Origin of the sequence: Catenulispora sp. GAS73 (assembly GCF_041262085.1) — a bacterium.
Classification (GTDB): domain Bacteria; phylum Actinomycetota; class Actinomycetes; order Streptomycetales; family Catenulisporaceae; genus Catenulispora.
The window spans coordinates 176,004-193,145 of sequence record NZ_JBGCCM010000004.1; the positions used below are offsets into that span (position 1 = coordinate 176,004).

Below are 17,142 nucleotides of genomic sequence, written 5' to 3' on the forward strand. Positions count from 1 at the left end.
TGCCGCCGTCGTCATGGCGATCGCTCTGGCCGCCGGCGAGCTGACAGCCGGGCCCGCGTTCGGAGCGCCGCAGACGTCGGCCGCCGCGGTCGGCCAGGGGACCGCCGCGGATTTCGGACCGTCGGCGACGGCTTCGTCCGACCTCGCCGTCACCGCGATCGGTGACAGCGCCGGCTATCACCTCCAGGTCTCCCGCGAGAAATCAGGATTCGCCTGGCACGAGATCGCCGTGCTCCGACCCGCGGGGATGGATGAGGCCGGCTGGACCGGATATCAGTGCACGTCGGGCGACGGGCGTTTCGAGGCCGTCACCGTCGCCCCGGCGTCCGCCGCGAACTCGACGGCGGGACGTGAGCACGGTGCGTTCGCGTACTCCGTCGACCTGGCGACCGGACGGGTTCAGCCGATAGCCAGCGGCGTCGCGCTGGAGTACGACTCGCCCGGCTGCGGGACCGGCGACGAGGCGGAGTTCTCCGTCGGTTTCGGCAACGATCAGCAGAGCACGGAGATACTCTCCGCCGACCTGGCCACGGGCCGGATCGGCCACAGCACGAAGGTCGCAGGTCAGCTCACGTCCGCCGTACCCGCCGCCGCGGGCGTGGTCGGGGTCCTGGGCAGCCGGTTGGTCGCCGTCCCGGAGACCGGACACGACACCGGCGTACCCCAGACGATCGCCGCGGTGTCGGGGCAGCCCTACGACCTGCGGCCCGCCGCCGACGGCGGGGTCGACTTCCTGCTGGTCGCGCCGGGTGCGACGACAGCGCACCTGGAGCATGAGAAGAACGGTGGCGTCACCGAGACCGGCAGCGGGCGCACGACCAGCCTGAACCTGTTCTCCGGCCGGGCCGGTCGCAACGTCCTCATCGGCGCCGACCAGGTCGCGCACGGATCGGCGGTGCGGGCGGTCGACACGAAGGCGATCACCGATCCGCAAACCGTCTCCCTCGACGGCGACGCCGTCTTCGGCGCGCACCAGACGGACACCCGGGCCGACTCGAAGGTCCTGGCGTCGGCCACCGGCAAGGTGGTCAGCCAGCCCAAGGACACCGCGGGAACCACGCCGGTCACCACGGCCACGTCCTCGGCGGTCCCGGACGGTGTGAACCGGGACGCGTTGAACTCCGATCTGCCGACGTCGGCCGTCGGTCAGAAGAGCACCACCGGGCAGGCCGGTGCCAAGGCGGATACGCCGAATGCTCTGCAGACTCCGGCTTGTTCCGTGCCCCGGGACAATCCCACCTTCCAGAGCACACAGCAGGGGTCCAGCCAGATCGACTGGGCCGCCCAGATGGCCGAGCAGAATCTGCTGACCGGGTCCGCGTACGCCCGGCCGGCGAACTTCGACAACCTCGGCCTGGTCTCCTACTCGCCCAACAGCGACTTCGCCGCGGTACCGCTGTCCCATCCGTCGAGCGACACCTGGAACACCGTGCCCCGCTCGGTCTTCGAAGCGATCATGGCGCAGGAGTCCAACTGGGACCAGGCTTCCTGGCATGCCCTGCCCGGTATCGCGGGCAACCCTGTCATCGCGGACTACTACGGCGCCGCCGGGACCATCGACACCATCAACTACGCCGCCGCCGACTGCGGCTACGGCATATCCCAGGTGACGACCGGGATGTTCGCCAGCCAGACCGGCCAGCAGTACTCCCTGCACGGCCAGTGGAAGATCGCGGTGGACTACCAGGAGAACATGGCCGCCGGCCTGCAGATCCTGGAGCGCACCTGGAACACGCTCTACGCCGCCGGGATCACGGCGAACGGGGGCGACCCGCGGTACCTGGAGAACTGGTACTTCGCGATCTGGGCCTACAACACCGGTATCCAGCCCGACGCCAAGCACGGCAACACGACCGGATGCACCCCCGGCCCGAGTTGTACGGGTGCTGATGGGACGTGGGGCCTGGGGTGGGCGAACAACCCCGCCAACCCGAGCTATCCGCCGAACCGGGCGCCGTACCTGGCCTATACGTATGCTGACGCCGCGCACCCGGGCGATTGGCCCTACCAGGAGCGGGTCCTGGGCTGGATGGGCACGCCGCTGGTGCGCATGGGATCGCACGCCTATGCGCAAGCCACCTTCAACGGCGGCAGCAACTGGCTGAACATCCCGGCCTTCAACACCTTCTGCACATCGGCCGGCGACCTGTGCAACCCGGGCGCGACCGGACAGTCCGGCACCTGCACGCTGGCCGACTACGAGTGCTGGTGGCACGCTCCGGTCACCTGGATCCCCAACTGCGCCACGACGTGTTCGACGAGTTCATACGCTTACGGTTCCGGCTCCACGGAGCCGTCGGTGAACGATCCGCATCCACCGGTCTGCAGCCTGGACACGAGCGCGGTCCCGACGACCTCGGACGGGCCGCCGGTCATCGTGTCCGCACAGCCCGGGCTGGCCGCCGGCAAGACCCCGTTGAACATCGTCGGATGCACCGGGACGTCGAACTGGTCCAACGGCGGAACGTTCGCCATGACGTACGGCACCAACGCCAACGGCGACCCGACCGGAGCCATCGACACCCACCAGCTCGGCGCCGGCTTCGGCGGCTACATCATGTTCGACCACACGCAGGACGGCTCCGAGCCGGCCGTCATGAACACCGGCACCTGGACCCCGACGCTGTCCAAGTTCCAGTACTACACGATCGAGGTCCACATCCCGGCCACCGGTGCCACCACCGGCGACGCGACGTACGTCGTCAACTCGGGCTCCGCCGGGCTGAATCCCGTGACGGTGACCGTCAACCAGCACCTCCGGGTCGATCAATGGATCGTGCTCGGCACCTTCGGCATGGCTCCGGGCGGCACCGTTCAGCTGACCAACAAGAGCTCGATGACACCGGGCGCTTACGACGTCGGCTATGACGCCCTGGCCTTCCTTCCGCGCGGCGGCATCCCGGGAACCACCGCCAATCCGGGAGCACCGGTCGGCGGTCCGCTGACCCCGCCGGAGGACCCGACGGGGACCAACCCGTCGGTGTGGCAGTGTGTGTCGACCAACGCCTGTGCCGGAGACCCGGTGAACACCGCGAACGGCTACTACGGCGAGACGGTCACCGACCTGACCACCCCGGGACGCAGCGCGCCGCTGGACTTCACCCGCACCTACGCCTCGGGGTTCGCCGACCCCGCCGGGCCCAACGGCGCCTCGGCGGTCAACGGTCCGTTCGGCTACGGCTGGACGTTCTCCTACAACGTCTCGGCCGCGACCGACGGCACGACCGGCAATGTGACGATCCATCAGGAGGACGGCTCGCAGGTCGCGTTCGTCGACACCGCCGGTGTCTACGCGCCGGCCGCGCCTCGCGACGCGGCCACGCTGGTGAAGACCGGAACCACCTACACGTTCACCCGCCGCGGCAAAGAGATCATGACGTTCGACGCGGCCACCGGCCATCTCCTCACGCAAACCGATCCGGCCGGGAAGGTGGCCGGCTACGCGACCACCCTGGCGTACGACGGCTCCGGGAACCTGCACACGATCACCGACGCCGCCGGGCACGTCTACACCCTCGCCTGGACCGGCGGCCACATCACGGGCCTGAGCGACTCGGCCGGCCGGCAGGTCAGCTATGGCTACGACTCCTCGAACGACCTCACCGACGTCTACGGGGTCGGCACGACGCGCACCCCGACCCTCAAGGACGACGACCACACCACGTACGGCTACCAGACCGGTACGCACCTGCTCACCAGCTGGCGCCAGCCGAAGTACTTCGGCGACACCACGACCAGCCCGGTGCCGGCCATGACGATGACGTACGACTCGTCAGAGCGCGTGAAGACCCAGACCGACCAGATCGGCCGCGTCACGACGTTCACCTACGGCCCCGCCACCACGCCGAGCCTGGCCGCCGGTCAGACGCTGGTCGCCGATCCGGCGGGGAACCAGTGGCTCGGGACGTACCAGAACGGCCTGTTGACCTCCGAGACCAAGGGCTACGGATCCTCGACCGCGAGCACCTGGACCTACGCCTACGACCCGATCACGCTCGGCCGGACCTCGACCACCGATCCCGACGGCAACGTCCAGACGGCGAGCTACGACGCCGAAGGCAACAAGATCGCCTCCAGCGACGCCCGCGGCGAGACCACCGCTTCCACCTACGACGCGCTGAACGACCTCACGACCGTCGTCGATCCGCTCGGCGTCCAGACCACCTACAAGTACGACGAGGCCGGCCACATCAAGACGGCTTCCGGGACCAACGACGGGACGCTGGTCTACGGCCTGCTGACAGGCGTCACGGTCCAGCAGAACGACCAGTCCGCGGAGATCGTCGACAGCAATCCGGCAGTCCTGCCGTCGCGGAACTCCAGCGACTACTACGACGACTCGGCGCACCCCGCGGACCGCACCCGGTTCGTCGACGCCAACGGGAACACGTCCGCCTTCGCCTTCGACGGCAACGGGTTCATGGCCAGCGAGACCGATCCGGCTGGCGACAAGACCCTGTACGGCTACAACACCGGCACCGGCTGGCGAACGTCGAAGGTCGACCCGAACGGCGTCGCGGCGGGAACCACGACGGCCTGCACGCCGCCTGCGAAGGGGTGCACCACCTACCAGCAGGACGCCTGGGGCCACGTGGTGAAGACGATCGACCCGCTCGGCCACTCGACCGGCGCCGTCTACGACACCAACGGCAACAAGACGTCGAGCACCGACGGCGACGGCCAAGCCACGACGTACCAGTTCGACCCGGCGAACGAGGCGGTCGCGACGGTCAACGCGGACACGACTACGTCGCATACCGACTACTACGGCGATGGAACCGTCAAGGACACCATCGATCCCGCGGGGAACAAGACGTCGTACACGTACGACTCTCAGGCCCGCAAGAGCAGCCGGACCGATCCCGACAACCAGAAGACGACGTACGGCTACGACCCCGCCGGCAACCTGACCACGGTCACGAACCCGGACAGCCGGGTCACGACCAACGGGTACGACGCGGCCGGGAACCTGACGTCGGTGAAGTACTCCGCGACCGGGACTCCGGGTGTCACGTCCGTCTACAACCCCGCAGGGCATCGCACGAGCATGACCGACGGGACCGGGACCACCACGTGGAAGTACGACGCCTTCGGCGAAGTCGTCTCCGAGACCAGCGGAGCGGGAACCACCGTCGGCTACGGCTATGACAACAACGGAAATCAGACATCGATCGTCTATCCTGGCGGGCAGAGCCAGACCGTCATCCGGAGCTTCGACAAGGCCAACCGGCTGTCCTCCGTCACCGACTGGAACACCAAGAAGACCCAGTTCGGCTATGACTACGACGGCGACCTGACCTCTACGACCTACCCGAACGGGACCGTCGTGACCAGGGGGCTCACCGACACCGATCTCGTCAGCTCGATCAGCGCCGCCACCGGCTCGACGAGTCTCGCGAGCCTGACCTATGGCCGGGACAACGCTGGACAGGTGGCAAGCCTTGCGCCGTCGGGGGTGCCGGGCACGGCCCAGACGTTCGGCTACACGCCCCTCGAACAGCTCAAATCGGCGACCGCCGGATCCACCGCGGTCGGCTACGGCTACGACGCGGCCGCCGACCCGACCAGCCTGGCCGGATCGGCACAGGGCTTCGACGCGGCGGGCCGCACGTGCTGGACTCTTCCGGGGACGGCTACCAGCACGGCACCGTGCGCCGCACCGCCCACCGGGGCAACCAGCTACCAGTACGACAATGAGGGCGACCGCACCGCGGCCACCCCTGGGAGCGGCACGGCGAGTACGTACTCGTACAACCAGGCCGGCCAACTGACCGGATACTCCGGAGCGAACGGCAGCGTCAGCTACGGCTACGACGGGCTGGGACTGCGGACCAGCAAGACCGCTGGCGGTACGACAACCACCTTCACCTGGGACGCCGGGACCATCGCCGACCTGCTCTACGACGGCAGCGTCGACTATGTCTACGGACCCGGCGGCACTCCGGTCGAGCAGATCGGTTCCGCCGGCACCTACTGGTATCTCAGTGACGCGGCCGGTTCGACCCGGGCCCTGCTCGACGCCAACGGCGCGATCGCCGGCACGTACGGCTACGACGCCTTCGGCAACGTCACCAACCACACGGGTACCGCGACGACACCGCTGCAATACACCGGTGGGTACGACGACGCGGAGACCGGCTTCCTCTACCTGCGAGCGCGGTTCTACGATCCGGCCACCGCGCAGTTCATCACCGTCGATCCCGCGGTGGACGCGACGCGGAGCAGCTACGGCTACGTCCACGACAATCCGCTCAACGCTGCGGACCCCGCCGGCCTCTGGACGGTCGGATTCTGCCTCGGCGGCGCCGCGACCTTCCTCTTCGGCGGCGCGGCGAGCGGATGCGTCGTCGCGGACAGCACGGGGAACCTCGGTGTCGAGGGCACGGTGGCCGGGGTGATCGGGACGCCGTCAGCGGGTATTTCGGGCGGGGAGCAGGTCAGCGACGCCAATACGGTCTATGACCTCGGCGGTCCGTTCGGTACCGCCGGTGGAAGTATCGGAGTGCCCGGCGGGCCGTCGTACACCCTCAACTACTCGTGGGGCAACGACCGAAGCGGATGCAATCACGTGCACGTGTTCGACCAATCCGTCGGGTGGGGTAAGGGCCCGATCGCCGAAGCGCACGCCGGCGAAAGCAACACCAGTGTCTACGCGTTCAACCCCGTCAAGGGAGTCGAATCGCTCTGGGACGATATCTGGGACTGACTCAGTTTTCTGGCTCCTGGCCGCTGATCCGCGCCAGGAGCCAGGAACCTGACGGCCGGTGTCGCCGATCGGCGCCACCGGCGAGCGCGACGAGAGAGCACAAGATGTGGGAGTGGAAACGGCTCAGGTACGACCGCGGCGTCCTGGCCAGGCGCCTGGCCGTCGTCGAGCTGAGCTGGCTGGCGCTGGTCGGCGCGCTGCTCGTCGGGGCGGGCGTGCATTCCGCGGCGGCCGGGGTCGTGTTCCTGCTCGGCGTGATCGTCAACGGGTGGATCCTGATTCCCGCGTTCATGGTCAGAGTCCTGACGATCGGCATCTACGTGGGTGACCGGGGCCTCAAGGTCCGCAACTCAGTCCGCACCTACATTTTCCGCTGGGATGAGATCCGCGCCGTCGAGGAACGCCCCATCCGATCGGGCTCGCGGAACGGCGCCAGTATGAAGGCCATCTGGATCATCACCGAGAAAGGTAAGCGGATCGAGACTCAGGTTCACTGCCGCGTCGGCTCCCGGAGTTACATGAGGCGGGAGAAAATCGGACCGGTCATGTCCGAAACGGAGTTCGCGGCGACCTTGGAGGAGCTGAGAGGACGCCTTCCCGTAGCTGCGAGATGACGGCGGGGAATCGGCGATTTTCAGGCAGCACAAGGTGTTTTCAATGTCCTGAATCAGGGCACGAATCTCTTGGTCGCGGGGGTTGCCAGTAATGCGCGTCCCGCCGATATTCACCAACAGCCCACTCTCCAAAGGAATCAGCATGCCGGCAGCACTCAAGCCATCTATGAGAAACCGTAAGTGGTACGCCCTTTTGGTGGGCCTCCTGGCTTCCATCGCTCTGTGCGCGAGCACGGTCACCGCTTCCGCCTCCGCGTCCGACGACAGTGTGGTTTGGTTCACGAACGATCACTCGGGTCTGTGCATGTCAGTGCCCGGCGACAACATCCACGCAGGGGCGGTCGTCAACCAATACACCTGCACCGGCCCTCTCTTCCCGGACCAGCTTTGGTACCTTGATTTTTCGAGCAGCCATCCAGGCTGGTTTTACATTCTTCCCCACCAGAACCCCTCTCTGTGTGTGACATACGTGCCGGGGAGCACCGCCCAGCTCACGCTTCAGAACTGCGGACCGAGTGCGGCGAACGGTAATGTGAACACGGAGCTCTGGTCGTGGAGCAATACGGGGCCGGGGTCGACTGGTATTCTCACGATGCAAGGCTGGGCCATGTCTGTCCCCGGAGCCAACACGGGCGTCGCGCCGATCAATATATATCCGTACGGCCACTACCCCGACCAGAGTTGGTTCGTGTCCGACACGACGGTATAGCCCGAATTCACAGCGCCGTAGCAGATCACTGATAGATCGGCGGCTTCCACAATGTCTCCTGGCCTGGGATGATCTGAGTCGCGCCCGAAGCTGTCCGGTACCGACGGCAACGGCCCGGTGGCCGGCGCGGCGGGCTTGATCTCGGGCAGGTGGTTTCGTGGGCCCTGTGAAGACCCGGGGCTAACGGTCCCTGGCCTCCAGCGCCTCGCGAAGTCCTCGCTCCGCGTCCGCGATCCAGAACGACAACAACCCCACCTCCCGCGCGTTCTGTGCCGCACGCTCGAACAGCTCGACCGCGCGCTCGACCTGCCCGTGGGCGAGATGAGCATCGCCAAGCGCGGCCAATCCGCTGGGCACACGACGCGGGTCGCCAAGCCGTTCGCGGAAGGTGAGGGACAGTTCCAGGTGCTTGATCGCCACCGGGAGTTGTACGTCCTGGACCGCGTAGAAGAAGCCGATGTGCCGGTGGATCTCCGAGCATGTATAGAGGTCGCCTTGCGCCTCTACGCCATCGACCAGCTCCAGCGCCTCGCGGAACAACGGCTCGGCAGCGGCCCAATCACGGCGCAGCACCTGCATGACCAGCCCGAGCCCGAACAGCGGCCGGGCCACCCCGGCGCCTCCCAGCGCACGATTCAGCGCGAGCGACCGGCGGAACAACACCTCCTCGGCGTCGATGTCAGCCGCGTCGATCCCGGTGCCACTGAACCGCCGCACGATCGACTCGTAGTGCATTGTCAGCCCGCGGTAGTACACCGCGTCGGCCTCGCCGGCCCGATCGCCCTCCGCTGCCGCGCGCGTCTCCGCGGCCGCGAACAACTCATGAGCGGCCGCGAAGTCCCCGCTCCGGTATCCGCCCTCGAACAGCGCGTCGTCCCCGCGCGCGAGCAATTCCACCATGTTCTGCGATTCCGTCATGCCTCAACGCTAGCGCCGACAGACGTGTCCGGAGGCTGACACGGAAACGCGAGGGCCGGGGCATCGTGGCTCACGTCGGTGCCCGGCCGCTGGCCGATCTGGCCGAGGCCACCAGGCTGGCCCGGGCGTTCGGCGACGCGCTGGGCCAGCCGGCCGGGGTCGACGTCACCGAGATCATCGTGCAGCCGACCCGGCAGCGGTGAGGGACAGGCGGCTATTGCGCGCTCCCGCTACCTCTTCGCTCTAGCCGCGCGCCTCGCTCGTCTTGTGCGCGAACACCCACCGGTTGCCGGCCAGCGCGTCGTTTGGCTCGGGCAGCGGGCCGCGTCCGAGCCGGTGTGTGTAGTCGAAGGGGGTGTGGACTGTCGTGGACCAGCCCTTTTGCGCCAAGGCGCCCGCCGAGTCGGGCCGCGGCTCCTTCGCGAACAGGTCGAGCAGATCGATGCCGATCTGCTGCCTCGTCGCCGTGTACAGCGGACTGTCCCGGTACTCCATCAAGTCCCTTTCGAGTTTCACTTCGAAGGCCAGCGCGCTTCCCGCCGCAGTGAGCCGGTGCACCGCATCGATGAGCTGCGTCTCGGCGGCGGCGGGTAGGTAGAAGAGCAGGCCCTCGGCCAGCCAGGCGCTCGGCGCTGTCGGGTCGAAGCCGGCGTCTGTCAGTGCTTTGACCCAGTCGGCGCGCAGGTCGATCGGGATCGGGACGCGGGCCGCCTTCGGGGTGACCGCGAGAGCGTCGAGCACCCGGTGCTTGAACGCCAGCACGCCTTGCCTGTCGAGCTCGAAGATCACGCAGCCTGAGGCCCAGTCGAGCCGGTATGCCCGCGCGTCGAGCCCGGCGCCGAGGAGGACGACCTGGCGCGCGCCCGCGTGGACCGCCTGGAGGAGGAAGTCGTCGAGGACCCTGGTTCGCAAGCCGAAGTAGCGTGCGAAGCGGCCCCACAGCGGGTTCGCGTCGCCGTCCGGGGCCTGCTGGATGCGGACGGGCCAGCTCGTGGACGCCGGCGCGGCACGCACGAAGTGCTCGGCGTAGGGGTCCTGGGCGAGGCTGTCGTGGCGGTGGGTCTCGATCGCGCGGGCGGCGGCGACCAGGAGCGCGGTGACGCCGATGCCGCCGTCGACGCCTGCGCCTTCGGTGTCTCCCGTGTCTCCCGCGTCTCCCGCGCATTCCGCGCTGGTGTTCCGCTGCGGCACGTCGGTCGTCATGCGTGCTCCATCTCGGTTCGCGGTATCAGGACGGGTTTGACGACGCGGCCCGCCTCGCAGTCGCGCTCGGCCTCGTTGATCTCGTCGAGCGGATAGGTGCGGATCAGCTGATCGAAGGGGAAGCGGCCTGCCTGCCAGAGCTCTGTCAATCGCGGGATGAGCAGACCGGGCACCGCGTCGCCCTCGCAGATGTGGGATAGCTTCCGTCCCCGGTCCAGGGTCCCGGGCTCCAGTGGCAGCGTCGTGTGCAGCCGTGCCACCAGGCCGAGGTGGCCGGTCGGTCGCAGGGCCCTGAGTGCATCGTTGATCAGCTCCGGCGAGGCTGTGGTGTCCAGCGCGTACTGCACTCCGCCGTCTGCCAGCTGCTTGATACGGTCGGAAAGGCTGCCGGTCCGGTACAGCGGGATGGCGCCGAAGCGCTCGGCCAGCGCCAGCCGTTCGGGGTGCTGGTCGACGGCCACGATTACGGCCCCGGCAGCGGTCGCCGCCATGACCGCGGCCAGGCCCACGGCTCCGGCCCCGAGGACGGCGACGGTATCGCCGGGGCCTGCGCGGAACGTGTTGAGGACCGCCCCGGCGCCGGTGAGGAAACCGCAGCCGAGCGGGCCGAGCAGTTCGACGGGCAGCGCGGGATCGACCCGGACGGCGTTGCGGGCCGGGACCATCGCGTACTCGGCGAACGAGGACTGGCCGAACCATCGGGGAGCCAAGGGGTTTCCCGCCGCGTCGGTGAATCGCGCGGCGTTCTCCTTGCGTCCTCCGAACAGGTTGAGGTCCGCGAAGGAATCGCAGTAAGCGGGGGCGCCGCCGACACAGGTGCGGCAATGTCCGCAGGAGTCGAAGCTCAGCACGACGTGGTCGCCGACGCTCAGCCGGGTGTCCGGGCCGCCCGTCTCCACGACGACTCCGGCGCCTTCGTGACCGAGGACGGCCGGCAGCGGTGAGCGACCCGCGGAGCTGCGGACGGCGAGGTCGGTCCGGCACATCCCGCACCCGGCGATCCTCACCAGGACCTCGTCGGCGGCCGGTCCCGCGTTCAAGGCCACTTCTTCAAGGGTGAACGGGCTCTGATACGCACGCAGCACTGCCGCGCCGAACCGGAGGCCCACCTCACGCCTCCCGCGGCCGGTGCACGACGAACGGCCTGAGGTTCCCGTAGAAGCCCCACGGCCCGCCCGCGATCCCGACGCCGCTCTCCTTGACGCCCGCGAACGGCTGGGCGAGGGAGAGCTCGCCGTGATGGTTGATCCAGACCGTCCCGCATTCGAGCCGCTCGGCCACTGCCTCGGCCCGGTCGAGATCGGTTCCCCATACCGAGCCGCCGAGCCCGAAGCCGGTGTCATTGGCCGCCTCGACGGCCTCGTCAATACTCTGATATGAGAGCACCGGAAGCACCGGGCCGAACTGTTCCTCGGTCACCACCGGGCTCTCGGCCGGGACGTCGGCCAGGATCGTCGGGGCGAAGAAGTAGCCCGGCCCGTCGAGCCGGCGTCCGCCGGTCGCGGCGCGGGCGCCGTCGGCCAGGGCCCGGGCCGCGTAGCGCTCGACGCGGGCCAGCTGAACGGCGTTGTTGATCGGGCCCAGTTGCGATCCGGCTTCCAGGCCCGGCCGCACGACGGTGCTCTTCGCGCGCTGAGTGAGGGCTTCGACGACCTCGGCGTAGCGCCGGGCCGGGGCGTAGACACGTTTGACCGCCATGCAGATCTGCCCGCAGTTGCGGAACGCCGCCCAGAACAGCCGGTCCGCGATCTGCTCCACGTCCATGTCGTCGAGCAGGATCGCGGCGTCGTTGCCGCCCAGTTCCAGGGTGACCCGGGCGAGCGAGGACGCCGCGCCGCGCGCCACGGCGCGTCCGGTGGGGATCGAGCCGGTGAAGGTGACGTGGCGGATTCCCGGGTGCGAGGCGAGGCGGTCGCCGAGGGGTTCGCGGCCGGTGACGATCGTGAGCACGTCCTCGGGTAGGGCGGCAGCGAGCACGGATCCCAGCATCCTGGTGGCCAGCGGCGTGAACGGAGAGGGCTTGAGCACTACCGTGTTGCCCGCGGCGAGCGCGGGGGCGAACTTCGCGGAGGCGAGTTGGAGCGGGAAGTTCCAGGGGACGATCGCGGCGACGGGGCCGAGCGGTCGCCAGCGGACCTCGCTGCGCATCGGCCGGCCGTCCGCGATCGGCTGGGTTTCCGGGCGGAGCGTGGCGAAGTAGCGCAGGCGCGCCGCGGTGCGGGCGACCTCCGCGTGCGACTCGGGCAGCGGCTTGCCCTGCTCGCGGGTGAGCAGGGGAGCGAGGTCCGGCGCGGCCTGCTCCACCGCGTCGGCCGCCGCGAGCAGTGCGGCGGCGCGGGCGTCGGGGTCGGTCCGCCACCCGCGCCAGGCCTTGCGGGCACGCTCGACGATCGCGTCCAGTTCCTCAGGCTGCTGATCCGGCGCCTCGTCGAAGGGTTCGCCGGTCGCGGGATCGAGGACTGCGAAGCTGCCGGCGCGGGCCACGTGCGGGCCGCGGCTGGGCTGGGTCGTCGGCATGCCGTCGGCTCAGATCCCGGCGGCGACGGTCGTCTGTTCCTGCTCGTGCCGGTCCATCTCGGCTCGGAAGGCGGCCACCAGGTGTGGTTGGATCCGTCCGGTGGTGCGGTCGCCGCGCTCGCACACGGCCCCGCGCACGCCGACGATGTCGGTGCCGATGCCGGTGAGCGTGCCGAGGTCGTCCACCCGGACGCTGCCCGCGAGCGCCGCGAGCAGGCCGGCGCCGTGGGCCCGCCGGACGAACTCGGCGCAGAGGTCGGGCGGCACGTGGTCGAACAGGCGGGTGCCGTCCTTGACCGCGGTGTCGAGCATGGCCGCGTCGGAGCCGGAGCGGTGGGCGATGTCGGGCAGCGCGAGCGGGTTGACGCAACCGATCCGGTGCGCGTCGGCGTAGCCGGAGGCGACGACGAGCGCGTCCGGGCGGTAGTCCTTCACCGCGCGCACGACCCCTCGCATGACGGTGATCGCCTGCTCGGGCGTGGTACAGCCGTAGAGCCCGACCTTGATGTAGGTGGCGCCCGAGACGGCCGCGCCGAGCGCCGCCTGCGCGACCGTGCCGGGCTTGTAGGGGACGTCCCCGACGGTCGCGGACACCGGCTTGTTCGCCGGGACGGCGTCGCGGATCTCCCTGATCACCCACGGGAAGTTCGCACCGAGCGAGCCCTCGTCCGGCTTCTTGACGTCCACGATGTCGAGGAACCGCGCCGCCTTCGCGCAGTCGCGCGCTTCTTCGACATCGGCCGGGGATATGAGCAGCAGCAACGCGCTCTCCTTTCGGTGGCGTGGGTGCTCAGCGCCCCTGCGCGGGAATCAGATGGTTGCCCCGGGTGTCGCCGTTGTGCGGCTCGTAGAACTCCACGATCGCGGCCCGCCACACCTCCACCTCGATGAGGTCCTGCGCGTCGGGCTCGAAGGAGTCGAAGAGTGCGTGCAGGTTCTCGTGCCCGAACCCGATCGCCTTCATCAGCGCCTCGAAGACGGGCCGCTCGATGAGCCCGTCGCCGTCCGGATCGCCGAGCGCCGACAGCGCCTCAGCGAACTGCTCGACAGCCGCCCCGAACCGCTCCGGACTGAGCACGAAGGGCCGGAACTCCTCCACGGTGATCCGTCCGTCACCGCGCTCGTCGAGCTCGGCGGCCATGGTGTTCCAGTACCGCTCGAAGGCCGCCCGGATCGCATCCTTCGCCACCTGCTCGGACCCGGTCGCGGCAGCGACCACCCGTTCCGTCATCAGCGCGATGTCCGCGGCCTCGATGAAACCGTTGCCGTCGGCGTCGAAGAGCTCGAAGACGTGCTCGACCCGCGCGGCAGCCTGGGGGTGGTGGTTCATGGCGATTCCGGCCTCTCGTGAGCAGTGACCTGACTTGTCCGATTGTCGTCTCAGGGAACTGATTCGTCCCGCACCGGGCTCCGAATTCACCCGATCAGTGGACGTCGCACCAGTGCGCCACGGCGCGCATGACACGGCGCGCGCCGTGGCGGGGCATGGCGATTCGGCGACCCCGAGAAGGATCAGCCTTCCGTGATGTGTGAAGCGCTCGAATCCGGGCCGGCGGCAAGCAGCTCACGCATCCGCGCAGCGCGCGGGTCCCGCAGGTCCTCAAAGACGTCGGCGGCCTCGGTCCACGCCTCGGCCGCCTCCTTGCCGCGGCCGAGCCGGTCGAGGGCGATGCCGAAATCGGCCAGCGTCTCCGCGCGGGTCCGCTGGTCTCCCAGGGCGTTGCGCACCTCCAGCGCCTGGCCGAGCAGCTCGACGGCCGCCGCCGGCCGTCCGGCTTCCAGATGTGCGCCGGCGACGTTGTGCAGGACGTAGCCCTGGCCGACGCGGTCGCCGATGCGGTCGGCCAGTTCCAGGGCCTCGCGGCCGTGGGCGATCGCCTCGTCATAGCGCTTCAGGCCTCGGCAGGAGGCCACGAGGTTGCCGAGGGCGACGCTCGCGCCGTTGTCGTTGCCGACCGAGCGCGCGACGGCGAGGGACTGGCTGTGGCACTCCAGGGCCTCCTCGAAGCGGTCGAGGCGCTCGTACACGGTGCCGAGGTTGGCCAGGGTCGCGCCCTCGCCGCGGCGGTCGCCGATCTCGCGGCGGATCTGCAGGGCCTGGCGGAGGTGCTCGATGGCGGTGTCATCCGCGCGGATGAGTCCGTAGCCGATGCCCAGGCCGTTCAGCATGCGCGCCTCGGCGAAGCGGTCGCCGAGGCGGTGGGCGGCGTCGCAGCCGATGCGGAAGGTCTCCAGCCAGTCGGCGGTGGGCGTGTCCAGCTGGTAATACGGTGCCGTCGCCATGGCGAGCTGCCACGCCACGACGTCGTGCTGGGTACGCTCGGCGATCCGCACGGCCGCCGTCAGGTTCCGATCCTCGCCTGACGACCAGGCCAGCGCGGCCTCGTAGTCGGGGAAGTCCAGCGGGGCCACGTTCTCGCCCGGCGGGTCGAGGTCGAGCTGCCGGGCCAGCGGCGCCAGGCGGCGGTGGGCCGCGGCGGCGGTGTGCAGGTACCAGCGCAGGACCCGGCCGACGGCCTCGGTTCGTTCGGGCTCTGCGTCGTGCGCGGCGCTCATCTCGGCCGCGCACAGCCTGATCAAGTCGTGCAGCCGGTACACGCCCCGCTCCGGCGAGTCGAGCAGGTTGTTGTCGACGAGCAGCTCCAGCGACGTCTCGGCGCTGCCCGCCGGCAGGTCGAGCAGGGCCGCCGCGGCGGGCAGGCTCAGCGACGCCCCCTCCCAGAGGCTGACCAGCCGCAGCGCGCGCTGCAAGTCGTCGTCGCCGGCCGAGCGCGCGAGGCCGTCGTAGCTGACCTGGAAGCTCGCACGCACCGCGAGGTCGTCCACCTGGAGCTCGTCCAGGCGCCGGCGGGCGTCGGTGATCTGCCCGGCCAGCGACGCGATCGTCCAGCTCGGGCGCGCGGCGAGCCGGGCGGCGGCGACGCGGATCGCCAGCGGCAGCCCGCCGCAGCCGTCCAGCACGGCGGCGGCCGCCTCCGGCTCGGCGGCCAGCCGGTCCTCGCCGATGATCCGGGCGAACAGCGACCGGGCGTCGGCGGGGTCGAGCATCCCGAGGATGACCCGGCGGCAGCCTTCGAGCGTGGCGAGCCGGTTCCGGCTGGTGACGACGACCGCGCACCCCGGGTCGGCCGGCAGCAGAGGACGGACCTGCGCCGCGTCCAGGGCGTCGTCCAGCAGGATGAACAGCCTCCGGCCGGCGACGGCGGACCGGTACAACGCGGCCCGGCGGTCGGTGCCGGACGGGATCTCGCGGCTGTCGACGCCCAGGTCGCGCAGGAAACCGGCGAGCACGACGCCGGGATCCACCGGGGTCCCGGCCCCGGCCCGCAGATCGACGGCGAGCTGGCCGTCCGGGAAGTGCCGGCGCAGGGTCTGCGCCGTGCGCACCGCCAGCGAGGTCTTGCCGATGCCGCCGCTTCCGGAGACCACCGCGACCGATCCGGCACCGGTGGTCGGGTCGAGCCAGTCGAGCAGTGCGGCGAGGTCGTCGTCGCGGCCGGTGAAATCGCTGATCGCCGACGGGAGGTGAGCCGGTGTCGGACGGGGCGGCGGGGGCGGGGACGGCTCCGGCGACGGGTCGGCGGACGGCTGGGCCGCGGGCGGCTGGACTGACACCGGCTGGACTGACACCGGCTGGACCGACACTGACACCAGCGCCGCCGACACCGGAGAAGCGTTCGGCTCAGCGCCGACCCTGATCAGGGCCTCGCCCTCATCCTCAGACCGCAGAATCCGCAGATGCAGCTCCCGCAGCTCGGCCCCCGGCTCGATCCCGAGCTCGTCGGCGAGTGCCGTACGCGCCCGCTGATAGCAGGCCAGCGCCTCGGCCCTCCGTCCCGACCGATGCAGAGCGGTCATGAGACAGGCACTGAAGTGCTCGCGCAGCGGATGCACAGCCACCAGAGTCTGAAGCTCGGCCACCACATCGGCGTGCCGGTCGAGCGCGAGGTCGGCATCGATGCGCTGTTCCAGAGCACGCAGCCGATCCTCGGCCAACCGCTGCCCGTGCTCTCGGTGCAGCAGACCGGAGGGCACGTCGGCCAGCGGCTCGCCGCGGAACTGCGCGACCGCCTGCCGATACAGGTCCGCCGCCGCGGGCCAGTCCCCGCTGTCCGCGCCGGCGCGCGCCGAATTCCGCAGAGCGGTGAAGCGGTGCAGGTCGAGTTCGCCCTGGCGGACCTCGACCAGGTAGCTCCCGCCGCGCGTCCTGATCCGCTCGGCGACGTCGGCGCCGACGGCCTTGCGCAGCCGCGTCACATAGGTGTGCAGCGTGGACCGGGCGCCGGGCGGGATGTCGTCCCACACGGCCTCGACGAGGGTGTCCGCCGCCACCGGCGATCCGGCGTGCAGCAGCAGCGTCGCCAGCAGAGCCCGCTGACGGGGCGAGGAGATCGGGATCTCCCGGGTGCCGTCGTGGACGAGCAGCGATCCGAGCACACCGAATTCCACGTCCGTCCCTCCCCGTGGCCTGTGCG

11 protein-coding genes are annotated in these 17,142 nt (G+C 69.8%); 4 read left to right on the plus strand and 7 right to left on the minus strand.

The genetic code is table 11. The features are described from left to right. The first annotated feature begins 13 nt into the window (after positions 1 to 13). The 3 genes from ABH935_RS07645 to ABH935_RS07655 all read left to right on the plus strand — a co-directional run bounded on the left by ABH935_RS07645 (position 14) and on the right by ABH935_RS07655 (position 8,029). Entirely contained in the window at positions 14 to 6,706 is a 6,693-nt protein-coding gene (locus tag ABH935_RS07645) for an RHS repeat-associated core domain-containing protein (RefSeq protein ID WP_370377078.1), read from the plus strand. A 104-nt stretch (positions 6,707 to 6,810) separates the two neighbouring features. Continuing rightward, a complete protein-coding gene (locus ABH935_RS07650; protein WP_370377079.1) occupies positions 6,811 to 7,320 on the plus strand; it encodes a hypothetical protein in 510 nt (169 codons plus the stop codon). A gap of 142 nt (positions 7,321 to 7,462) precedes the next feature. Further along, on the plus strand, positions 7,463 to 8,029 hold the full coding sequence (locus ABH935_RS07655) for an RICIN domain-containing protein (protein WP_370377080.1): 567 nt from the start codon (positions 7,463 to 7,465) through the stop codon (positions 8,027 to 8,029). A gap of 180 nt (positions 8,030 to 8,209) precedes the next feature. Here the strand turns inward: ABH935_RS07655 and ABH935_RS07660 are convergent, their stop codons facing one another. Beyond that, positions 8,210 to 8,947, minus strand: coding sequence for a tetratricopeptide repeat protein (locus tag ABH935_RS07660; protein WP_370377081.1), 738 nt, complete (start codon positions 8,945 to 8,947; stop codon positions 8,210 to 8,212). A gap of 65 nt (positions 8,948 to 9,012) precedes the next feature. Here ABH935_RS07660 and ABH935_RS07665 point away from each other — a divergent pair, with 65 nt between their 5' ends. Then, the gene (locus ABH935_RS07665; protein WP_370377082.1) at positions 9,013 to 9,150 is read left to right on the plus strand and encodes a hypothetical protein; all 138 of its coding nucleotides are present in this window, start codon (positions 9,013 to 9,015) and stop codon (positions 9,148 to 9,150) included. A 40-nt stretch (positions 9,151 to 9,190) separates the two neighbouring features. On the opposite strand, the gene ABH935_RS07670 is transcribed toward ABH935_RS07665, so the two are convergent. The 6 genes from ABH935_RS07670 to ABH935_RS07695 all read right to left on the minus strand — a co-directional run bounded on the left by ABH935_RS07670 (position 9,191) and on the right by ABH935_RS07695 (position 17,116). Then, positions 9,191 to 10,150: a class I SAM-dependent methyltransferase gene (locus ABH935_RS07670; RefSeq protein WP_370377083.1), complete on the minus strand. Its 960-nt coding sequence runs from the start codon at positions 10,148 to 10,150 to the stop codon at positions 9,191 to 9,193. Beyond that, positions 10,147 to 11,259, minus strand: coding sequence for an NAD(P)-dependent alcohol dehydrogenase (locus ABH935_RS07675; RefSeq protein ID WP_370377084.1), 1,113 nt, complete (start codon positions 11,257 to 11,259; stop codon positions 10,147 to 10,149). Before ABH935_RS07675 ends, ABH935_RS07670 begins: the two co-directional genes overlap by 4 nt. A 1-nt stretch (position 11,260) precedes the next feature. Further along, positions 11,261 to 12,667 carry an aldehyde dehydrogenase family protein gene (locus ABH935_RS07680; protein ID WP_370377085.1) on the minus strand — a complete coding sequence of 469 codons (1,407 nt, stop codon included), beginning with the start codon at positions 12,665 to 12,667 and terminating at the stop codon, positions 11,261 to 11,263. Positions 12,668 to 12,676: 9 nt separating this feature from the next. Continuing rightward, positions 12,677 to 13,429: a (5-formylfuran-3-yl)methyl phosphate synthase gene (locus tag ABH935_RS07685; RefSeq protein ID WP_370377086.1), complete on the minus strand. Its 753-nt coding sequence runs from the start codon at positions 13,427 to 13,429 to the stop codon at positions 12,677 to 12,679. A 28-nt stretch (positions 13,430 to 13,457) separates the two neighbouring features. After that, positions 13,458 to 13,997 (minus strand): EF-hand domain-containing protein, encoded by a 540-nt coding sequence (locus tag ABH935_RS07690; protein ID WP_370377087.1) that lies wholly within the window; start codon positions 13,995 to 13,997, stop codon positions 13,458 to 13,460. A 182-nt stretch (positions 13,998 to 14,179) separates the two neighbouring features. Continuing rightward, positions 14,180 to 17,116 (minus strand): BTAD domain-containing putative transcriptional regulator, encoded by a 2,937-nt coding sequence (locus ABH935_RS07695; protein WP_370377088.1) that lies wholly within the window; start codon positions 17,114 to 17,116, stop codon positions 14,180 to 14,182. Positions 17,117 to 17,142 lie beyond the last annotated feature (26 nt).